Below are 20,530 nucleotides of genomic sequence, written 5' to 3'. Positions count from 1 at the left end.
CTTTAGCTTACAGTGTCTTAGGTAGCGTGTTAGGTAAGACCCGTCAGCACACAGCCTTGAAGAGAGGTTAAATCAGTTTTCAAGACTAAAGAGCAAGGAGTAAGGCTGCTTAAAAACGCAACAATCATGTACTGTTGCGCTCAATCGTATAGTTTTTGTGTAAAAATTTCACGCTTTGCCTGGCCTATTGCCATGCGTTTAGCAGGTCTTCACTCGAAAGGGTTTCGCCCATGCGTTTCAACTATTCCACTAACTATTTCAACAGAGGGCATGTCAATAAAGGTCATGCTGGTCGGTGGATGGTTTTACTTGGCTGTTCGATGATTGTTTCTACCGCCTTTGCTGAAGACGACAAACACTTCAATGCGGTTATTGAGCGCGCCCAGCAGCTGGCTGAAGCGCCTTATCAAGCCCCCGAAGAATCACTGCCTGAGGCACTTCGTGAACTCAGTTACGATACCTACCGGCAAATTCGCTTTGATCCCGACCACGCTTATTGGAAAGATGAAAGCCCGTTTAGCCTCCAGCTATTTCATAGCGGCTTTCTGTTTCAAACACCGATTGCACTCAATGTAATTGAAAACGATACGGTCACCTCGCTCCCCTTTTCGGCACAAGACTACTCCTATGATGGCAATGCCGAAAAGCTGAAAGAGCAGGATCTAACCGGCAGCGGCCACGCGGGGTTTCGCCTCCACTACCCGCTTAACAACCATGAATACGCCGATGAGCTTGCCGTGTTCTTAGGGGCAAGTTATTTCCGCATTGTGGGGCGCGACCAAGCCTACGGACTATCCACTCGCGGGCTGGCAATTGACACAGCCTCGCCCGAAGGCGAGGAGTTCCCGGCGTTTCGTGAATTCTGGATGTATAAACCCGACGCAGATGCTGAACAGATTGAGCTGTTAGCGTTGATGGACAGCCCCTCTGTTAGCGGCGCTTATCGATTTATTATTCAGCCCGGCGAAGATACCCAGGTGGAAGTAGAGGCCGAGCTATTTGCACGGGAAGATGTTGCTAAGCTCGGCGTTGCCCCGCTTACCAGCATGTTCACTTACGGCGAAGCAAGCCGCCAGCGTCCAGATGACTTCCGCCCTCAAGTACACGACTCAGACGGTCTGTTGCTGCATACCGGCAGCGGTGAGTGGATTTGGCGCCCGTTAACCAACCCAGAGCACCTGCGCACCTCAACGTTTATTGATAGCTCGCCTAAGGGCTTTGGTTTGATGCAGCGAGAGCGTGACTTTAACCGCTATTTGGATACCGAAGCGCAGTACCACCGTCGCCCAAGTCAGTGGGTGGTTCCCTTGGATGAGTGGGGGCCAGGACGAGTAGAGCTTGTCGAAATTCCTACTCCCGATGAAACTCACGACAACATCGTTGCCTACTGGGTAGCAGATGATGCATTGGATGCTGGCGAATCCCGTCGCCTCCACTACCTTACCCATACCCTCAATACTCAGCCAGAAGCACATACCTTGGGGCGTGCGATCCGCACCCGCCATGGCAACGCTGCGGGGCCCGGGCAAACGGATTTAGCGGTTAGCGAGCAGCGTCAATTTATTGTCGATTTCCAAGGAGGCGCGCTAGATGATATCGCTGCGGACCAACCCGTCGAGTTAGACATCAGCGCCCAACTAGGCGAGGTACTGCTGCCCCAGGTCACCGCGCTGCCTAATAATGGCTGGCGGGCGAGCTTCCGGGTGCCCGCTAACGATCAACCCAGCGATGTTCGCCTTAGACTCACGTTAAACGGCGAACCGATTAGCGAAACCTGGAATTACGTGTGGTATCCCGATGCCGAATAAATATATTCAGGAGTCCAGTTAATGCGGCACATGGCGCTACAACGGCTGCGTAGCGTGGGCGGGCTTGCCCGTTCGCTGTTTATTTATTGGCGGCCGGGGCGCCAGCGTGGGCTCAAGCGACTTTATCAACCGTTTATTCGGCCCGGTGCCGTCGCGTTTGATATTGGCGCTCATTTAGGTGACCGCAGCGCGGCCTTTCATGCACTGGGCGCTAACGTGGTCGCGCTCGAGCCACAGCCTGATCTCGCTAAATGGTTTAAGCGATTGGTTAAGCCCACCAGCATCACGCTGCTACCCATGGCGGCTGGCCCAACGGCGGGCTTTGCCGAGATCGCTATCAGCCCCGGTAATCCGACACTATCAACCCTTGCCACCGAGTGGCGGGAGCAGATTGGCGAGCGCAACGCAGGCTTTAGCCAGGTGCGCTGGGAGCAGCGTTTGCGGGTACCGGTTACCACGCTGGATATCTTAATTGAAGAGTATGGCGAGCCTAGCTTCATCAAGATTGACGTTGAGGGCTTTGAAGCAGAGGTGCTGGCGGGCCTAAGCCGCCCTGTAGCCGCGCTTTCGGTAGAGTTTGTATCCGGGGCGTTAGAGGTTAACCACGCTTGCGTCAGCCATTTAAGTCGCCTTGGCGAGTATCGCTACAATGTGGTGGCTGGCGAGCAGCGCCATTTCCGCTGGACCGAGTGGCAAACTCCGCAGGCCATTACCGAATGGCTCACTACTGGCGCTGAAGAGCTCCCCTCAGGCGATCTTTACGCCTGCCGCTCGGATCACCAGCTACTTCAGAAGTGTGTTTAAACCCTAAAGGCGTTTCATTTCATGATTTACCATTGGCAAACGCTCACCGCACCCCAGTTAACCGAGTTCGCCCAGTGCGATCCGGTAGCAGTGCTGGTACTCGGTGCCATTGAGCAACACGGCACCCACCTCCCCTTGGCCACTGACCTCACTATTGGAGAAGGCCTGCAAGCCGCTATGCTTGAGGAGCTTAATCCGAACCTGAATGTGATCTGCCTGCCCGCCATTGCCGTCGGCGCTAGCGATGAGCACGCCAGCTTTCCCGGCACGCTTAGCCTGCCAGCGCCGCTGGCCATTGCCACCTTAGAAGCGTATGGCGACAGCTTAGCCCGCGCCGGCATTCTTCGGCTGGTGCTGCTTAACAGCCACGGCGGAAATAAAGCGGTGATGGATTTAGCCGGACTAACCCTTCGGCGGCGCCACGGGATGCGTGTGGTCAAAGCCACTTACACCCGACTGCCGGCACTGGAAGGCGCCATTGAGGCGGATGAGCTGCGTTATGGCTTACACGGGGGGCTGCTCGAAACCGCGATGATGTGCTATTTAGCGCCTGCGCTGGTTCAGCTAGATGACTATCAAGCCACACCGCCCGCGGCGCCTCGAGGAGATGACTTAGTGAGTGCAGAGGGGTCGGCAGCGTTTGCCTGGTTAGCGGAAGATTTGAGCGCTCATGGCGTCGCCGGGGATGCCAGCCACGCCAGCGCCGAATTAGGCGAGCGGCTGGTGATGCACTATGCTCGCCAGCTAGCGGCGGTGGTAACGGAAACCGCCCACCTACCGCCGCTTGATACGCTTTAGCGCTGCCCGCTGAGCACGTCTTCCAACAGGTGCCCACCACGGGTAGCCTTGGCATTCAAATAGCGCTGGTTGTGATCGGTAACACTGCCATACAGCGCCTGGCGTGAGACAACTTCAATACCGCCCTGGCGCAGCGCTTCCATCTTCAGCGGGTTATTGGTCAGCAGTTGCACTTGATCGATATCGAGTGCGTTAAGCATATCCACCGCTACCGCATACTGACGCTCATCGTCACCAAAGCCGAGCACTTGGTCGGCGTCCACAGTATCCAAGCCGCCATCCTGCAAGGTGTAAGCGCGCAGCTTATTGGCCAGGCCAATGCCGCGCCCCTCTTGGGCCAAATAGAGCAGCACGCCGCCGCCCATACCCTGGATATCCGCGACCGCGTTGCGTAGCTGCTCACCGCAATCGCAGCGCAGGCTGCCAAATAGGTCACCGGTTAAACACGCTGAATGCAGGCGCAGTGGCACCGCGCTTTCCCAGCTTTCCGGTTTGCCGATCACCACCGCAACGTGCTCGCGCAGACCATCCGGCTCACGGAAAAGCACGAAGCGACTGTTGGCCGCATCTTCCAGGGGAATATGCGCTTCGCTAACGCGCTTGAGCATACCTGGCGCACCCGCTAAGCACTGCACAGCGTCTTTAGCGGTGACTTCCAGCAGTCGCCCTTCTGTTAGCTGCTCCTCGATGTCCGCAGCGGCCTCTTCGCTGACAAAAGCGCATAGCGCAGCGGGAACTAACAGAGCACGCCGCATCAGTGTCACGGCCCCTAGCTCGGCAAGCCCCGCTGGCGTTAGACCGCTTAACAACCCTTCAACAGGTTGCGGCAGCGCTTCCGCAATGGCCAATCCATGTAGCTCATTCGTGCTGATGCTTGCCGCTAACGGTAGGCTGGCCGCCTCAGCGGCCAAGGTCACACCCATGGCAGCCAAGCGGTGACGAGTAAGCACCAGCGAAGGCCGCCCGCCCGCTAACCGGGCCAGTGCTTCGACTGACTCACTGCCTTCCAGCGCCTGTACTAACAAACGCTGCTCACCGGCATTCACCACTACTGGCAATCCACGACGGATATCGAAAATAGCTCGTTCAATCTGGTACATGTTGGCCTCCTGGCTTACTGGCGTGGGGGATGTACGCGCTTGCGCTGAACAACGTGCTGTTAATTACTTGCTCTGAACTACTTGCTCTTACCCAAGTAGCGCCCGCATGATGAAGCGGATTTTTTAGCGCGGAGGCGTCATGCCCGACTCCCATGTCAATACTGGTGTTAATAGCGGTGTTGTAAATTCTAGCGACGATATTGCGCTGGCCGAAGCCTGGGAATGGCTGTCGGCGCTGCGTCATCGGCGCCCTTGCGATGTGGCGATCACCTTGAATCCCGCCGGCGAGTGGCAAGCGGCTCAGTCCGTCACTCGTGAAGCGCGAGAGCTGCTCGACTGCCTGACCCCGTTGGCCAGTCGCCCCGCCTGGGTAGTGGCGCAACTGGGTCAAAGTTTGGATGGCCGCATTGCGACGGAAAGCGGCCACTCCCACTACATCAACGGTCATGAAAGCTTGATTCACCTGCACCGCCTGCGCGCCCTGGTCGATGCGGTGGTTGTCGGCGCGGGAACCGCCAGCGCCGACAACCCGCAGTTGACCGTACGCCACGTTAACGGCACTAACCCGACGCGGGTGGTGCTTGACCCACGAGGCCGCATTCCTAACGACTTGGCGCTGCTGCACAACAACAGCGCGCCGACGCTGCTGATCGTTGGGCCCGGGGTAGCGGAAGCCACCAACCCTTCCCACGTTCAGCGGTGTGTACTGCCGATGAATGCCAGCGGCCAGTTCAACCCTGACGATGTCATTGCCCTGCTGGCCGAGAAAGGCTTGCCCCGCGTGTTGATTGAAGGCGGCGGCATCACGGTGTCTCAGTTTATCGAAGCAGGGGCCGTTGATCGGCTGCATCTGTTGGTCGCGCCGCTGCTGATCGGTTCCGGCAGGCCAGGGCTTAAAATGACGCCCATCGAGACGCTTGAGAGTGCTCTGCGTCCGCCCACCCGCGCGTTCCGCTGCGGTGACGACACGTTGTTCGACATGCGACTGCGGGACGCCACTGCTTGAAGGCTGCGCTTTATCACGACGGTTCAGCGCGACCCAGATGCCCGGTAGGCTCGCCAGTAGCACTAGCACACCGTAAGCCAACGATACCGCCACCCCTTGGGCGGGTGGCAGGCCGACCAGCGCCCAGACTCCAGCGGCGGCGCCTTCCCGTAGCCCCCACCCGGCGACGGAAAAGGGAATCAGCATCGCCAGCAGCAGTACTGGCGTCAGCGCCAGCACTTGCAGCGCCGGTAGCTCAACGCCAATTGCCCGCGCTGCGCACACCATCACCAGGCCGTAACTAATCACTATCGCTAGCGACGACAGCAACTGCTGAGACCACACGCCGCGCCGCAACAGGCCACGGCGTACATCGCGAGCAAGGGCTTGGCACCAGTGCGGCAACCGCGCCAACCAATGGCTTATCCGCTGGCGTAGCAGCAGGCCACTGGCGATCACCGCCGCCAGGGCGGCCACTACGCCTAATCCAATCGCAGTGACAACGGAGACACCTAGGGCGGCATGCCAGAGTGGTGACAGCAGTAGCGCCGTCAGCGTTAGCACGCCCACCGCCACCTGCCCCGAGGCTCGCTCGATAATTACCGCCCGCCATGCACGACCGCGGGACTGCGCTTGAGTAGCATGGCGATGCGCCCGCCCGGCATCGCCTAATACGCCACCGGGCAACAGTTGATTCACTAACAACGCCAAATAGTACTCACGCAGGGCGTAAGCAAACCGCAGCGGCACATCAATCAGCCCGGCGGTAAACTTCCAACGCCATGCACACAGCATGATTTGCAGGGTGCTGATAACTAACGCCAGCACTACCCACCCGGCGGAGAAGCGCTGCACCTCCGCCATAATGGCCTGAGGCTCGACCCACAGCGCCACCGCACCTAGTAACGCGGCACTAATAACTGCGCGACGTAGCCATGGGTTTTGTAAGCCTAGTTTGTGTAAAACCAGTTTTTGAAAACCCAGCTTTTGAAAACCAGTGCGGAGTTGGATAATTAGCCCCCTATCAAGCCCCATAGGCTTAGACCTCTTCCTGAGGCGCTGTAAGCAGCGGCGTAGCGAATAGGTCACGGTGCCCTACCCAAACACCTAGCTCGCCATTTGCCACGGCCTGCTGGCGATGCTGCAGCCAAGCGGCAATTCGCGCTGCGGCTTCGGGAGCTTGCTCTGTCGCGGCCTCGGCCCAACCCGCCAATAACGCCATCATCAGCGGCTGATGGTCGTGGCTGCCAGCGGCAAGCTGCCATGGGGTTTCGTCCTGCTCTACCCGGTAATTGGCCTTTTCAAGTGCTGCCACCAATGCCTCATGTGCCTGACCGCCTAACGCATCACCCAAGCCTTTATCACGCTGCTGATGAGCAATAAACATGGCCAGCAGCCAGTGGTCTTCATCATCCAGCACCGGTTCGCCCTGCGGGCTAATAAAGTGCCACTCACCTGTCACGCTTAACGCTATCAATAGCGCCTGCTGCTGGGCGGCACAGCGGCTCACTAAAGCATCAATCCACTGCTGGGAGACCAGATCAAGCAGCGCCGACGCCGTCACCAGGTGCGCATCGCCCAGCGGCACATCGGCAAGCGGCTCCAGCGAAACACAGTGCGTCTCAACGGCCACCGGGTGCCCATTAATATCGCTGAGCCCGGCGGCACGCTGACGCGCCTGGGCTAGCAAAATAGCGTCGTGATCGATTAGCTCCCAGCGCTGTTGGCCCTTCAGGCGCGGGGCGAGAAAGCGCATGTTGCTACCTCGGCCACAGCCAAGGTCCGCTATTAGCGGTGCCGGGCTATGTGCGCCCAACCACTCAGCGGCGAACTTGGCTAGTCGCTGGCTACGTGAAGCAAAATCAGCGGCCTCACGCAGGGTAAGCCAATCAGACTCAAACTGACTTCCTGCGCTTAGACTTGTCGAACTGTTGGGAGAATCACTGGGCGCACTGCCCTGTGTTACCAACGCGGCAGCGAAGGCGGCGCCTGCCGCCGACCAATCACTCAACTGGCCGCGGGCCTGTACAGCCCCTTGGCGCAGTTGGTCGCGCAGTTCGGCATCATTACAAAAGCGGTTCAAGGCCTCATGAAGGGCGCCACTATCGCCCGGTTCAACGCCTAACCCAGCGCCTATGGGCAAGGTATCACGTAGCGCGCCGCCGGTAGTGGTAATCACCGGCAGGCCATGGGCCAGGGCCTCGGTAACCACCATGCCATAGCCTTCGTACCAGGAAGGCAGCACCAGCGCATGAGCGTGGCGATAAGCCGCTTCCAGCGTTTCGCTATCGCACTCGCCGTGCAGTTGGACACAGCCTTGTAAGTCATTCTGATCAATCAGTTGCTGCACACGCTGGGTGAACGCTGCGTCTCGCGCGCCACCATAGCAGTCACACCGCCAGTGATTACCGGCCACCCCTGCCAGCGCTTGAACAAGAATATCCTGCCCTTTACGCGGCGTTAGCGTTGCCACACACAGCAGGCGTAGCGTTTCACCTGGCTCTAATTCCGGGCTTATCGGTGCCTGAGCCACGCCCGGCTCTACTACGGTGATACTGGCATTGAGCGGCATGGCGTATTGGGTCGCCAGCTCCGGCAAGCGCCGGGCAGTAAAGTGGCTGGTGACAATAATGCGCGCCACAGGGGCAAGCGCAGTTAATTCACTGCGATGAAAACGCTGCTGTTCGGCCTCGTTAAGGCCTAGCTCATCGCCTAAGGGGTGGTGCAGCAGCGCGGTAATGTCCAGCCGTTCTGCATGCTGTGCGACTACTTCAGGCAGTGCGCCCATGGCCAAACCATCAATCACCGCTGCGGCATGGTCGGGAAGTGACTCAAGCGCCTGGGCAAGCGCGGCTGCCGCTTCGGTATCAGCATCAGGGAAACGACCCGCTAGCCCTACAACGTCAATCTCCCAACCCTGATCACGCAAGGCTGAGACAATGTGCGCATCGTAGATATAGCCGCCGGTACGCTGAGCGGGGTCACCGGCAACCATTAAGGTGAACCGCTTACTCATAGCGCGCCTTCATAGCTTGCCCAGGCCACATGAGATTCATGCAGTTTGATCTCCATATGGCTGATACCTTTGGCGGTGATACCCATTTTGCCCTCACCAATCGCCTTGGCGAGCTGATCAAAAATCACCTTGGCCATAAACTCGGTGGTGGTGTTTTTACCCTTGAATTCACTAACCTCATCCAGGTTTTGGAAGTTGTAGCCAGCCAACACTTCTTTCACCGTTTCACTGGCAAGGCCAATATCGATCACCAAGCCATCCTCATCCAGCTCAGGGCGCTGAAAAACCACATCCACCACATAGGTGGCACCATGGGTACGCTGGGCGGGGCCAAAGATTTCACCGTTAAAACTATGGGCGATCATAAAGTGGTCACGGACACATAAACGAAACATAAAAGCTCCTGATTAAATAGTTAACAACATACGTTAATGGACATATCGCAGTCGGTGGCAAAGCTCCACGCTGCCGCGGCCAAACAGCGTATTGGCCAGTGTAGGTAGCTGTGTAAAATCGCTTTCACCGCTGATAAGGGCGTCTAACCGCGCATCCACCAGTAGGCTCAGCGCTAAGCGAAGACGTCGCTGATAGTCCCAACGAGGGCGAAGTTTGGGGGGCAGTTGGCCCACTTGGCTGGCCTTGAGCGTTAGCCGCTGGGAGTGAAAAGCGCCGCCTAATGGAATAGTGACATCTCCCTCGCCAAACCAGCTCATTTCGACAATGCGCCCTTCGCTGCCGACTAACTCAAGGGCTTGGCGCAAGCCAGCCGCCTGGCCGCTGGCGTGGATCACGCAATCTTGGTCATGGGGAGCTTGTTCTGGCGTTGCAAAAGCGACGCCTAGCTGTTCGGCCAGTTGGCGACGCTCTGGGTTGATATCGACCAAATGCACGTCGACGCCGGGCACCTGGGCGCACAAGTAGGCCACTAACGCCCCGACGACGCCTGCGCCAATCACGCAAATCCGCTCGCCCAGCATGGGCTCTGCGTCCCAAACCCCGTTAATGGCCGTTTCCATATTGGCGGCTAGAACAGCGCGTTTTGCGGGCACCTCATCGGGCACTTCCAGCACCGCAGAAGCAGGCACAACATAGCGATCTTGATGGGGAAAAAGGCAAAAAACGGTTTTATTCAAGAGCGCATCTGGCCCTTTTTCAATGCAGCCAACGCTGCAGTAGCCGTATTTGACCGGCGCGGGAAACTCACCCGACTGAAAGGGAGCTCGCATGCGTGAAAACTCGCTTTCAGGCACGCGCCCATTAAACACCAGCGATTCTGTGCCACGGCTAACGCCGCTGTACAAGGTGCGTATCAGTACCTCATCTTGAGCGGGCGTTGCAAGCTGTTCACGCCGCAGCTCGCCTTCGGCTGGGCTGGTCACCCAAAAGGCAGTGGCGGTAGTTTGTGTACCGATAGATTTTGTATCGATAGTTTTTGTACTAACGCAGCAGTGTTTGCCAACGTCGTCAGGTGCCGACATAAGCGTTCCTTTTCGTTACGAGCCCACATAATCCGAGCTCTTTTTCATTCCGTTGAATATGACGTGGCACCATTGTCCCGCAAATGGGGACTAATGCCCTGACAAGCGAGCCTGAGTAGCACGTTGCGTGACTCGGCCCCTTGCCAAATGCGCTGACCATGTACTGAACTGGCTTATGTAAAACAGTTTTCAATGGCTCACCATCTTCAGCGTAGCGGTTGAAAAGAAAATATTCGATTAACTATTGGCAATACATGAAACTGGTTAGCCTATTTTCTTGATCATATGGACAACCCTACCTTCTTCTACAAGAATGGTACATATAAAAATAGTTGCATCATTTATTTCAACTGCGGACAGCGACGCCGCTTCGTGAGCCACCATGCCGCTTTTTTCAAACGCCACGTCATACGCATTACCAAAACGGCTTTATAGCGCCACAGAGCTAGTGCTGGGCGGCTTGTTGCTATTCGCAGTGGGCAAATGCTTACCGCTTTTAATGGCTGGTCCGGCGAATTGGTGGCTGGCCTATGGCTTCTACATATTTATATCCGCCATGGTTATTCTGTTTTGGCCCTACGGTTCATTGGGCTGGGCTAACCGGGTGACATTGGGCCGATCGGTCTTGGTGGCGCTGGTGGCAGGCGCACTTGCCGCCAATGCATTTGTGGAGGCCATCTGGCAGTGGCTGGCCATTGCAGTGATCGCCCTGCTGCTGGATGGCGTTGATGGCTGGATTGCCAGGCGCACCAAAAGCCACTCGCTGTTCGGCGCGCGCTTTGATATGGAGCTGGATGCACTGCTGATTTTGCTGCTTTGTGCGGGTTTGCTAAGGCTGGAGTCTTTAGGTCTTTGGGTGCTGATGATTGGCGGTATGCGCTACCTTTTCGTGGCTGCCAGTTGGCAGTTTGCATGGCTTTCCAAGCCGCTGTTTGAGAGTTTTCGTCGCAAGGCTGTTTGCGTCTGGCAAGTAGTGGCGCTACTGCTAGCGTTAACCCCACTCACCTCTCATCTCATTGCCAGTCTACTTGCCATTAGCGCCTTGATTTCATTGATGTATTCATTTGGGTTTGATGTATGGTGGCTGTACCGAAAATCAAAACGGAGCGAGTGACGCTAGCGCTCCAATCCTAAGCGCTGATGCCACTCGGCAAGGCTCTCGTCCGGATATTCATCGAAGCATTTATCTTGAAACTGCCCATTTACCTCGACCCAATCCGCTCGGCTTCCCAGCATCATATGCGTCCGCTTGGGCGGCGTTGGTAAATCGCTGTCAATCGCCGAGGCGAAGGGGTGTACAAGCTCTGGCCAGTCGGGGTCATAAACCCACAGTGACGAGGCGCAATGCTTGCAGAAATGCCGTTCTCCAGTGCTCTGCTCGCCCTTAATGAAGGCGCGATAGACGGTAATATGCTCTCCGCCACTAACGTTGAGCGTTTTGCTATCGCCGCTGAGATTGATGGCATAGCCACCACCCCCCGCCGTTTTCCGGCAGATAGAGCAGTAACAACGATTGAAAGGATAGGGATGTTGTGACTTCACGCTGAATGTCACGGCCTGGCAATGGCATGATCCTTTAAGCAGCATAGTTGCCTCCAGTGCTTGCTTGAATATCCTTTAACTATAATAGCCAAACCAGCGTAAGCCCCGCATTTTTATGCGGGGCTTACCATGCACTTTCAATCTACCACCCTATTTTCAACCTACCGCTAACGATAACCCTTACATATTTGAACGAGCTTAGTTAGCTTGAGACAGGCAATTTTCCTTGGTCAGCGTCGTCTTCACTGTTCAGGGTTGAAGCGTGATGACTGGTCAAAGGGCCAGCCAGCTTACGCAGCGCCACATAGAATACCGGGGTGAGGAACAAGCCAAATAGCGTCACGCCGATCATACCGGCAAACACCGCGGTACCCAGTGCAGCCCTCACTTCTGCCCCCGCGCCTGTAGCAACCACCGAAGGCAACACGGCAGCCGTAAAGGCAATCGAGGTCATGATGATAGGCCGCAGCCGTAAGCGGCAGGCTTCCAGGGCCGCATCCACGACGCTCATGCCTTGCAGTTCCAGCTCACGGGCAAATTCCACGATCAGGATCGCGTTCTTACACGCCAGCCCAATCAACACCACCAGCCCCACCTGCACGAAGATGTTGTTATCACCCCCGCCGAACCAGACGCCGATCAGCGCCGCCAGCATCGACATGGGCACGATGAGAATCACCGCCAGCGGTAGCGTCCAGCTCTCGTAAAGCGCCGCTAACACCAGAAATACCAGCAGGATCGAGAGCGGGAAGACCACCAGCGCCGCATTTCCCTGGGTGGACTGCTGGTAGCTCAAATCGGTCCACTCCAGCGCCATGCCCGGTGGCAGTATCTCATCCGCCAGGGCGTTGATTGCGTCCATCGCCTGGGCGGAGGAGAGCTCCCGTGGGTCAAACTCCCCCGCCAAGTCCGCCGCCGGATAGCCGTTGTAGCGCAATACCGGGTCTGGGCCGAAGGTTTGCGTGATATCGACCATCGTGCCGATGGGTACCATCTCCCCCTGGTCATTACGGGTACGCAGCCGGGCAATATCTTCCACGCTGGTTCGATAAGGGGCGTCTGCCTGGGCTATTACCTGCCAAGTTCGGCCGAAGCGATTAAAGTCATTGACATAGGTCGAGCCCAGATAGGTCTGCAGGGTGTCGAACAACTCGGTCAACGGCACGCCTTGGGCTTTAGCCCTCAGCCGATCCACTTCAGCATCCAGTTGCGGCACGTTGGACTGATAGCTGCTGATCGGGAACCCCATCCCCGGCGTTTGCGCAATTGCGCCCTGGAGTTGGTTAACCGCCTGCTGTAGCGCCCCAAAACCCAGGTTACCGCGATCCTCAATGAACAGCTGAAAGCCCGAACCATTGCCCAAGCCCAGTATCGGCGGCGGCATAAACGAGAACGCAAATCCCTCTTTCAAACCGCCAATGCCTTGGTTGATTCGGGCATTTATCTCCGCGGCGCTGAGACTGCGCTCCCCAAAGGCACTCAGGGTGAGAAAAGCTACCCCGGTGTTGGAGGTGTTGGTGAACTGCAGCGCGTTCAAGCCAGGAAAGGCAATGGCGTGCTCCACACCTTCGGTCTCCATGGCGATATCCACAACGTCTTGGAGCATCTGGTCGGTTCGCTCCAGGGATGCCCCTTCGGGCAGAATGACGCCCGCAATCAGGTACAGTTTGTCCTGCACCGGAATAAAGCCAGGCGGCACCACCTTGAACATCACGCCGGTGCCCAGTAGCAACAGCGCGTAAACCACAAACACTGCACCCCGATGCTTCAGAGAGCGGGCCACGCCCCCTTGATACTTAGTGGAGCTGGCGTTAAAGAAGCGATTGAAGGGACGGAAGATCCAGCCAAACAGCGTATCGATCACGCGAGTAAGGCGATCTTTAGGCGCGTCATGGGGCTTGAGCAGCATTGCCGCCAGCGCGGGCGACAGGGTCAGGGAGTTAATCGTGGAGATCACCGTGGAGATGGCAATCGTCACCGCGAACTGGCTATAGAATTGACCGGTGACCCCCGAGAGAAAAGCCATGGGGATAAACACTGCGCACAGCACTAGTCCCACGGCAATGATAGGCCCGGAGACTTCCCGCATGGCTTGATGCGCGGCGGCCTGGGGCTTTAGGCCCTCCTCGATATTCCGCTCCACGTTTTCCACCACCACGATGGCGTCGTCCACCACGATGCCAATGGCCAACACCAGGCCAAAAAGGGTCAGCGTGTTGATAGAGTAACCCAACAGGTAGAGCGCCCCGAAGGTGCCAATCACCGAGACGGGCACTGCCAATAGCGGGATAATTGAGGCGCGCCAGGTCTGTAGGAAAAGCGTGACCACCAACACCACCAGCAGCACGGCTTCCAGTAGGGTGGCTATCACCGATTTTATAGAGTCGTTCACAAAGATGGTGGTGTCGTAGACCGCCTCATACTCAACGCCTTCCGGGAACTGCTCGGACAACTCATCCATGACGGCGATCACCTGCTCACGAATCTCCAGCGCATTGGCTCCTGGTGCCTGGAAGATCCCTATACCCACCGCGTTCTGGCCATCCAACTGCGAGCGCAGCGTATAGTCCCCGGCACCCATTTCCAGCCTAGCCACATCCCCAAGCCTGAGTATCTCGCCGCTGTCGCCGCGGCTCAGCACGATGTCACCAAACTCTTCCACCGTCTCAAGCCGACCACGGACGTTGATCAAGGTGAGAAAATCACTATCCGCGATGGGTTCGGCGCCCAACTGCCCGGCGGAGACCTGTACGTTCTGTTCCCGCATGGCCCCGACCACATCGCTGGCCGTGAGGCCGCGGGCGGCTATCCGACCGGGATCAAGCCACGCCCGCATCGCGTAGTCACCACCACCGAAGATTTGCGCATCCCCTACCCCTTCGAGCCGGGCCAGACGATCGCGCACATTTAGCCGCACGTAGTTGCGCAGGTAGAGGGTGTCGTACTCGCCGCTGGGTGAGGTTAAGTGAACGACCATCAGAAACGTTGGCGACTGCTTCTGGGTGGTAACGCCTTGGCGACGCACGGCTTCCGGCAGCCGGGCCTCGGCCTGGCTAACGCGGTTCTGTACGCGAACCGTGGCTTCCTCGGCATCGGTACCTGGGCGGAAGGTAACGGTCATCTGCAGCACGCCGTCAGAACCCGAGACAGACTTGAGGTACATCATGTCCTCAACGCCATTGATGGATTCTTCCAACGGCGTGGCGACCGTCTCGGCGATCTCTTGTGGGTTAGCGCCGGGGTAGACCGTACGAACGACCACGGAGGGTGGCACCACGTCCGGGTACTCGCTGATCGGCAGATTGGGAATAGAGATCAGCCCTACCGCCAGAATAATGATCGACAGCACTGCTGCGAAGATCGGTCGGTCCACAAAGAAGCGCGAAAAATTCATGGCGATTAATCTTCCCTAGCAGCAATGGTGGGTTGAGTATTATCAGCTGGGGCGCCAGCTACCTGTTGAGGGGAGACTTCCATGCCGGGCATAAAGACTTTTTGCACCCCATTAACGATCACCCGATCACCGGCGTTGAGCCCTTCCGTGATGACGGTTTGCGCTCCCACTTGACGCCCGGTGCTTACCTGGCGCCGCTCAGCCAAGTTGTTTTCACCGACCACATAGACGTAGCGACGATCTTGATCAGTCAGAACCGCTTTGCGATCCAACAGCAGCGCCTGCTCCATACGGGCAACGGGCATTTCGACACGGGCAAACTCCCCAGGCCTAATGCGGCCATCCGGGTTAGCCAGCAGCGCCCGGAACTGCAGGGTGCCGGTATTGGGGTTCAAACGGTTGTCGATAAAATCCAGAGTGCCGGTGAACTGCCGCGCGGCATCGCCGCCCAGCTCGATCTTCAGGCTGTTCGACTCCCCGCTGTTCAGCATGGTATGGCTGGCAAAGGCCGCCTGTTCGTCTGCGTCGAAGTAAACATGAATCGGATCGATGGTGACCAGCGTGGTCAGCAGGCTCTGATCAGCGTTGGCCAGATTACCCCGCGTCACCATCGCCCGACCTGCACGGCCACTGACCGGTGCCGTAATGCGGGTGTACTCAAGGTCTAGCTCAGCGGTGTCTAACGCTGCCTCGGCGGCATCCACCATGGCGCGGGCGTTGTTTAGCGCCGACTGGCGCTGGTCATGCACTTCCTGAGAAATAGCCTGGCGGCCTAGCAATACCCGGGCGCGTTCGGCTTCGCTACCGGTTTGAGCGCTCTGGCTCCGGGCCTGGGCAAGCTCAGCCTGAGCAGCCCCAATGCGTGCCTGGTAAGGACGCTGATCGATCAGGAATAGCAGATCGCCCTCCTCTACCAGCCCCCCCTCCTCGAAAGCGACTTCCTGGATATAACCGCTGACCCGAGGCCTCAACTCAACGGTTTCCGCAGCTTCCACACGCCCAGTGAAAGACTCACTCAATACCACCGGCTGAGCGACGACTTCCACCACATCCACTTCTGGCGGTGGCGGAGCTGATGAAGCCACCTCCTCCTCGCTCTTGGCCTCACAGCCAGTAAGGAGTGCCATTACCAGCAGGTTCAGGATGATCGCCCAGCTACGTGTTGAGCGAGCGCTTTGTTTTAAACTTGCCATGATGACTTGCTCCAATGGCTACCGGAAACCGATAGCAGCGTTCGTTATGTGTTTGCACCGCGCGGGCATTTAACGAGTCGATTACGCAGGGGCAGATTCGACAGACGATGCTTATTTGAAAGATGTTTATTTGATAAGAGGGCAGACCAGACCGGCAGCACGAGCACCGATCAGATGTCCGCTACCATAGGCGGCGCGAGCGCATTGGAGATATCAGGTTCCTGCGGGATAATTGCCTAATTCTGTCGAGGCGTGTGAATAGCAAAACAGGGCTTGGGATTCACACTACCGTTTGATTGGCGAGGCTAGGCAAGATGACTATCTGATGACATGCGGCTAGGGTTGCCGGTTTCTACGAGGTGCTTGCCTGATCCTGCAAAAGCAAATGAAAAAGCATCCAGCTTTTGAAACGAAGGCCTATACTGCAAACTGTTAAGGAGGAGTGCCCGTGACCGTTATCATGCCTGAGCAGATCACCCATTTTAGCGAAAGCTTGCCACAGCAATTAAGCCAAGTCGCTCGCCGCTGGGCGTTCCTAGAAGAACTTCAAGACACCTCGATTGCCGAGGTGCAACTGGTGCGCGCTGACGCTCCCACCAGCTTTCACTGTGCCGTTTATGAGCCCTGCCTGTGCTTTGTCATTCAGGGCAGCAAGACCGTGCTGCTGGGAGATAAAGAGATTGTCTACACCGGCCCAAGCTACATGGCGAGCGCCGTTCACCTGCCGGTGACAGGCAGGATTGATCATGCCACCCCGGAAAACCCCTTTTTGGCAGTCAAGGTCTCAGTGGATCCTCAAGAAGTAGCGGGGCTGATACTGGAGCTGGGCGACAAAGCGCCGCCTGCGGGGAATGATGCTATCTGCTCCGAGATGGACTGCGGCTTAAAATCAGCTTACATGGATGCACGTATGCAGGGAGCGCTCTATCGACTCCTAAGCCTGCTCGACTCCCCAGAAGATATCAAAGTGCTTTCACCCCTGGCCCGACGAGAGCTGATCTATCGGGCGCTTATGGGCGAAATGGGGCCACACATGCGCCGCTTTGCGGCCTCAGACTCCCAGGCCAACCGAATTGCCCAGGTCATTTACACCTTGAAAGAGCACTACGCCCAACCGCTTAAGATCCGTGAGCTGGCAGCAACCGTTAATATGAGCGAATCGACGCTTTATCACAGCTTCCGGCAAGTAACACGCATGTCGCCACTGCAGTACCAAAAGAAACTGCGCCTGCACGAGGCTCGGCGGCTAATGCTGGCCGAGGGTCTTGAGGCGGCCACCGCCAGTTATCGAGTAGGTTATGAAAGCCCTTCGCACTTCAGCCGCGAATATAGCCGCATGTTTGGCGCGCCACCACGAGCCGATGTTAGCCAGTTGCGCGGCGCCAGAGTCGCTGCACTGCCTGCTTAGTAAGCAGCACGGTTAGCATTTGATGCCGTTAGGCAGAGGAGCATATTTACTGAGTAGGCAGGGATTGGCTACGTAAGGTATTCGCCTTATCAAGCGTGTCGTGAAAACACATCTGATTAGAGCCGGCTTTTTTGGCTTTATACATCGCTTTATCTGCTGCTTCTAACAATGCATCTGGGGTGGCAGCGGCTTCCGGATAGAACGAGATGCCAATGCTGACAGAGATCTGAATGCGCTCTTCGCCCATGTGAAATGGCCTCGCCAAGGCGTCGATTATCGTCTGCGCCACATGCTCCACATCTTCGCGCTGCTCAGCGCCGGTGAGAATCACTGTAAACTCGTCCCCACCTAAACGAGCAACCGTATCGTTCGCGCGAACACAGTTAGCCAGGCGATCCGCCACATCAGACAGTATTCGATCCCCCGCTTCATGGCCGAGGGAATCGTTAACGTCTTTGAAGCCGTCAAGATCCATAAAGAGCAGCCCAAGAGGCCGACTGCGGCGCTTTGCATGTTTGATCTCCTGTTCCAGGCGGTCCAGGAATAGGCGCCGATTAGGCAACCCTGTCAAAAGATCATAATGGGCGTTATGCCATACTTTCTCGTCTGCAATGGCCTGCTCAGTAATATCCCGGGAAATACATACGGTTGCTTCGGTTTCCTGCTGCTCGTCGAGCACGGGGGCAAGCAGATACTCGAACCGCTCACCCAAGCCAGAAGCAAACGTATGTACAAACTTACCGCGATAGGTCGATTGATCAGCAATGACCTTATCCAGATTGCGCTGAAAATCAGAGGCAAACGAGAAACCTAGATCAAACGTCGATTTGCCGATAATAGCCTCAGGCTCCATGGCAAATAGGTCAGCAGTGGCCTTGTTGGCATAGATAAAGCGGCCTTCAAGATCAAGCACATAAATTGGGTCTGGCGATGCAAGCAGAATGGCGCCGAACAGCCGGGTTTCCATCTCTTTAACGGTGGCGTACTGCTCTAATGATTCGGCGACGGCCTTATCTATCGCTTCATGGAAGCGGGTGAGATCCTCCAGCCGTTGGCCAGCCAGTGTCGGGTGCTCTTTACTCCAGTGAGATACGACGCTCGCTCGCAGCGCCCGAAATTCAGAGACCGTTTCAATAACGGTGAAGCCGCTGGTCTGCCGATCCTCGCCATGCACTTCTGCCCAGGTCTCTTCCCCATCCATTGGCGCACAGCCTTTCGACTTAGCCGCCTGTTCATACTCATCCTGCTGTGAATCAAGATCATCAGCAATCTCTAAGAGCATTTCTCTGGCATGGTCGCGCAGCCCGCTTTTGTTCATATTCTTGGCGTGATAGAGGGTTTTGGAAAACGCTTCCCAATCGCTAAGGATCGACTCAATTTCAGCCCGAATAAACGCCGCTAATCGCATATTAAACTCTACTTATTTAGCCAATATTAATAGCAGAAGTGGTCAAGCAAAACGGCCGCCTCGCGCAGCTTCTTCACTTTTAGCGACTGTTTCTACCATGGCAACATATCAGCGAAAACCGGCAGAAATTCAGCGCGTACATACTGTAACACGAGCATTGAATGGCGATACATGATTTCGTCTACTGGTGGGGGATGGACAAACGCCTGAGCAGCGATGATTAAGTTAACAAACTGGCAAATACTAAACATAAGCCATCATCTTAATATGTAAACTCTTCCATTTAAATCGACAACATAATTAACAATCAACTAACTAAAAAAGCTAACAACCCTTATTAAAAATAGCAGGCAAAATATTAAAAATGGCAAGAAAATCAGCTAACACACACAATGTTAGCCAAGGCTATATTACTTCACATATACAAACTTTATTTTTAACTACTTGGCTTGTTTAAACATTAAACCATGGTAGGATTCTCCGCTATTCAATACCCGACCAATACACTCAAGCATGGTAATTACCGCCATGCTCCCGGGTTATATGCGGAGTACTTTTCAGCCTGAGAGTTCAAATTTCATGACACCCATCACCCTACTGTTTCTGGCGGTTTCCATGTCAGCGGATGCCTTCGCTGCCTCCATCAGTAAAGGCGCTGAGCTGCAAAAGCCCCGCTTCCGTCACGCCATTGGTATCGGCCTGGTATTTGGCATTATCGAAGCTATCACGCCCATGCTGGGTTGGGCGGCGGGTAAGGCATCACAACAGTATGTGCAGGCCTGGGATCATTGGGTGGCCTTTACGCTTCTGTCGATTATCGGCCTACATATGATGTATGCAGGTCTTAAAAAAGAAGAAAAAGTAGACCAGCGCAAACAAACCCTTTGGCTGTTAGTGCTCACCGCCACCGCTACCAGCATTGATGCCATGGCTGTAGGCGCCAGCCTTGCCTTTATTGATGCCAATATTATCGCCACCAGTTTAGCGATTGGTCTCGCCACCACCGTGATGGCTTCTATGGGCACTTTCCTGGGCCACAAACTCGGTAAGTTTGTTGGCCACTGGGCAGAATTAATTGGCGGCGTTGTGCTGATTGGTATTGGTTTAGCGGTATTGGCGGAGCACACGGCGTTTTTAAAATTTTAATTAAATTAAAACGCTATTTTTGATTGCCTTTGTGATGGAAGCCTGCATTACGACAATAAATAACTAATGCACATTTCAAAAACTAATTCTCGCGCCCCCCCCACCACTTGCAACCCCGGTATATCGGGGTGCCAACCTGTACTGTTCCCGCTTAAGGGAGTAGGGTACATCTCCGGTTCGACCTTTCCAGCGTTTTATTGCGGTTCATTATTACGCCTCTCTGTGGGCGTTGATCTGGCCTCTCTCTACTAAAGCTTAAAGCGTTTCCAACGCCTAATGCTTGCACGACCAGGCTGCCAACCGCAGCCTCATCTCGCTACAGACATAACTAGGATGTTGATCTGTTTTATGCTTACTTCCTGTGGTGGCCACTCCATTAATGGAACGCTGGCTGCTATTTAGGATGCTAGGGCTGCAAAGCCTATGGGTATTCAATGAACGAAGAAAATT

At 56.1% G+C, this 20,530-nt stretch carries 15 protein-coding genes and 1 pseudogene; 7 read left to right on the top strand and 9 right to left on the bottom strand.

Translation table 11 applies throughout. The features are described from left to right. The first annotated feature begins 299 nt into the window (after positions 1-299). Genes MLE19_RS00080 through MLE19_RS00070 form a run of 3 tightly spaced genes read left to right on the top strand, consistent with a single transcriptional unit; the run spans position 300 to position 3,410 of the window. Complete coding sequence (locus MLE19_RS00080; RefSeq protein ID WP_425356792.1) at positions 300-1,808, top strand: glucan biosynthesis protein; 1,509 nt, start codon at positions 300-302, stop codon at positions 1,806-1,808. A gap of 21 nt (positions 1,809-1,829) precedes the next feature. Further along, positions 1,830-2,612 (top strand): FkbM family methyltransferase, encoded by a 783-nt coding sequence (locus MLE19_RS00075; protein ID WP_240716039.1) that lies wholly within the window; start codon positions 1,830-1,832, stop codon positions 2,610-2,612. A gap of 21 nt (positions 2,613-2,633) precedes the next feature. Further along, positions 2,634-3,410 carry a creatininase family protein gene (locus MLE19_RS00070; RefSeq protein WP_240716038.1) on the top strand — a complete coding sequence of 259 codons (777 nt, stop codon included), beginning with the start codon at positions 2,634-2,636 and terminating at the stop codon, positions 3,408-3,410. Here MLE19_RS00070 and ribA read toward each other — a convergent pair. Continuing rightward, positions 3,407-4,510 carry a GTP cyclohydrolase II RibA gene (gene ribA / locus MLE19_RS00065; protein ID WP_240716037.1) on the bottom strand — a complete coding sequence of 368 codons (1,104 nt, stop codon included), beginning with the start codon at positions 4,508-4,510 and terminating at the stop codon, positions 3,407-3,409. The two genes, MLE19_RS00070 and ribA, sit on opposite strands and share 4 nt — an antisense overlap. Positions 4,511-4,649: 139 nt before the next feature. Here ribA and MLE19_RS00060 point away from each other — a divergent pair, with 139 nt between their 5' ends. Further along, positions 4,650-5,516: a RibD family protein gene (locus MLE19_RS00060; protein ID WP_240716798.1), complete on the top strand. Its 867-nt coding sequence runs from the start codon at positions 4,650-4,652 to the stop codon at positions 5,514-5,516. A gap of 57 nt (positions 5,517-5,573) precedes the next feature. Here MLE19_RS00060 and MLE19_RS00055 read toward each other — a convergent pair. From MLE19_RS00055 to MLE19_RS00040, 4 genes and pseudogenes are all read right to left on the bottom strand, one after another. Further along, a pseudogene (locus MLE19_RS00055) lies at positions 5,574-6,530 on the bottom strand (lysylphosphatidylglycerol synthase transmembrane domain-containing protein); the annotation flags it as partial. A 4-nt stretch (positions 6,531-6,534) separates the two neighbouring features. After that, the gene (locus tag MLE19_RS00050; RefSeq protein WP_240716036.1) at positions 6,535-8,511 is read right to left on the bottom strand and encodes a glycosyltransferase; all 1,977 of its coding nucleotides are present in this window, start codon (positions 8,509-8,511) and stop codon (positions 6,535-6,537) included. Further along, the gene (locus tag MLE19_RS00045) at positions 8,508-8,906 is read right to left on the bottom strand and encodes a 6-pyruvoyl trahydropterin synthase family protein (RefSeq protein WP_240716035.1); all 399 of its coding nucleotides are present in this window, start codon (positions 8,904-8,906) and stop codon (positions 8,508-8,510) included. The genes MLE19_RS00050 and MLE19_RS00045 overlap by 4 nt, the downstream gene beginning before the upstream one ends. 33 nt (positions 8,907-8,939) lie before the next feature. Beyond that, complete coding sequence (locus MLE19_RS00040; protein ID WP_240716034.1) at positions 8,940-9,989, bottom strand: zinc-dependent alcohol dehydrogenase; 1,050 nt, start codon at positions 9,987-9,989, stop codon at positions 8,940-8,942. A 382-nt stretch (positions 9,990-10,371) separates the two neighbouring features. On the opposite strand from MLE19_RS00040, the gene MLE19_RS00035 reads away from it, so the two are divergent. Beyond that, entirely contained in the window at positions 10,372-11,103 is a 732-nt protein-coding gene (locus MLE19_RS00035; protein WP_240716033.1) for a CDP-alcohol phosphatidyltransferase family protein, read from the top strand. Between the two features lie 2 nt (positions 11,104-11,105). Here the strand turns inward: MLE19_RS00035 and MLE19_RS00030 are convergent, their stop codons facing one another. The 3 genes from MLE19_RS00030 to MLE19_RS00020 all read right to left on the bottom strand — a co-directional run bounded on the left by MLE19_RS00030 (position 11,106) and on the right by MLE19_RS00020 (position 16,118). Next, positions 11,106-11,576, bottom strand: a complete 471-nt coding sequence (locus MLE19_RS00030) for a GFA family protein (RefSeq protein WP_240716032.1) — start codon at positions 11,574-11,576, stop codon at positions 11,106-11,108. Positions 11,577-11,733: 157 nt separating this feature from the next. Beyond that, the gene (locus MLE19_RS00025; RefSeq protein ID WP_240716031.1) at positions 11,734-14,925 is read right to left on the bottom strand and encodes an efflux RND transporter permease subunit; all 3,192 of its coding nucleotides are present in this window, start codon (positions 14,923-14,925) and stop codon (positions 11,734-11,736) included. Positions 14,926-14,930: 5 nt separating this feature from the next. Continuing rightward, a complete protein-coding gene (locus MLE19_RS00020) occupies positions 14,931-16,118 on the bottom strand; it encodes an efflux RND transporter periplasmic adaptor subunit (RefSeq protein ID WP_240716030.1) in 1,188 nt (395 codons plus the stop codon). Positions 16,119-16,566: 448 nt separating this feature from the next. Between MLE19_RS00020 and MLE19_RS00015 the strand changes: the two genes are divergently transcribed. After that, complete coding sequence (locus MLE19_RS00015; protein ID WP_240716029.1) at positions 16,567-17,526, top strand: AraC family transcriptional regulator; 960 nt, start codon at positions 16,567-16,569, stop codon at positions 17,524-17,526. Positions 17,527-17,572: 46 nt separating this feature from the next. Here the strand turns inward: MLE19_RS00015 and MLE19_RS00010 are convergent, their stop codons facing one another. Continuing rightward, complete coding sequence (locus MLE19_RS00010; protein WP_240716028.1) at positions 17,573-18,934, bottom strand: diguanylate cyclase domain-containing protein; 1,362 nt, start codon at positions 18,932-18,934, stop codon at positions 17,573-17,575. A 579-nt stretch (positions 18,935-19,513) separates the two neighbouring features. Here MLE19_RS00010 and MLE19_RS00005 point away from each other — a divergent pair. Further along, complete coding sequence (locus tag MLE19_RS00005) at positions 19,514-20,080, top strand: manganese efflux pump MntP family protein (protein ID WP_240716027.1); 567 nt, start codon at positions 19,514-19,516, stop codon at positions 20,078-20,080. Positions 20,081-20,530: the final 450 nt, after the last annotated feature.

Origin of the sequence: Vreelandella neptunia (assembly GCF_022489065.1) — a bacterium.
Taxonomy (GTDB): Bacteria; Pseudomonadota; Gammaproteobacteria; order Pseudomonadales; family Halomonadaceae; genus Vreelandella; species Vreelandella neptunia_A.
This window is presented reverse-complemented; position numbering and strand designations above follow the sequence as displayed.

Excerpts from the sequence above, each read along its gene's own strand:
- MLE19_RS00070 (WP_240716038.1), top strand. The coding sequence starts at position 2,634 with ATGATTTACCATTGGCAAACGCTCACCGCACCCCAGTTAACCGAGTTC.
- MLE19_RS00075 (WP_240716039.1), top strand. The coding sequence starts at position 1,830 with ATGCGGCACATGGCGCTACAACGGCTGCGTAGCGTGGGCGGGCTTGCC.
- MLE19_RS00005 (WP_240716027.1), top strand. The coding sequence starts at position 19,514 with ATGACACCCATCACCCTACTGTTTCTGGCGGTTTCCATGTCAGCGGAT.
- MLE19_RS00010 (WP_240716028.1), bottom strand. The coding sequence starts at position 18,934 with ATGCGATTAGCGGCGTTTATTCGGGCTGAAATTGAGTCGATCCTTAGC.
- MLE19_RS00035 (WP_240716033.1), top strand. The coding sequence starts at position 10,372 with ATGCCGCTTTTTTCAAACGCCACGTCATACGCATTACCAAAACGGCTT.
- MLE19_RS00030 (WP_240716032.1), bottom strand. The coding sequence starts at position 11,576 with ATGCTGCTTAAAGGATCATGCCATTGCCAGGCCGTGACATTCAGCGTG.
- MLE19_RS00020 (WP_240716030.1), bottom strand. The coding sequence starts at position 16,118 with ATGGCAAGTTTAAAACAAAGCGCTCGCTCAACACGTAGCTGGGCGATC.
- MLE19_RS00025 (WP_240716031.1), bottom strand. The coding sequence starts at position 14,925 with ATGAATTTTTCGCGCTTCTTTGTGGACCGACCGATCTTCGCAGCAGTG.
- MLE19_RS00060 (WP_240716798.1), top strand. The coding sequence starts at position 4,650 with ATGCCCGACTCCCATGTCAATACTGGTGTTAATAGCGGTGTTGTAAAT.
- MLE19_RS00080 (WP_425356792.1), top strand. The coding sequence starts at position 300 with ATGGTTTTACTTGGCTGTTCGATGATTGTTTCTACCGCCTTTGCTGAA.
- MLE19_RS00050 (WP_240716036.1), bottom strand. The coding sequence starts at position 8,511 with ATGAGTAAGCGGTTCACCTTAATGGTTGCCGGTGACCCCGCTCAGCGT.
- MLE19_RS00040 (WP_240716034.1), bottom strand. The coding sequence starts at position 9,989 with ATGTCGGCACCTGACGACGTTGGCAAACACTGCTGCGTTAGTACAAAA.
- MLE19_RS00045 (WP_240716035.1), bottom strand. The coding sequence starts at position 8,906 with ATGTTTCGTTTATGTGTCCGTGACCACTTTATGATCGCCCATAGTTTT.
- ribA (WP_240716037.1), bottom strand. The coding sequence starts at position 4,510 with ATGTACCAGATTGAACGAGCTATTTTCGATATCCGTCGTGGATTGCCA.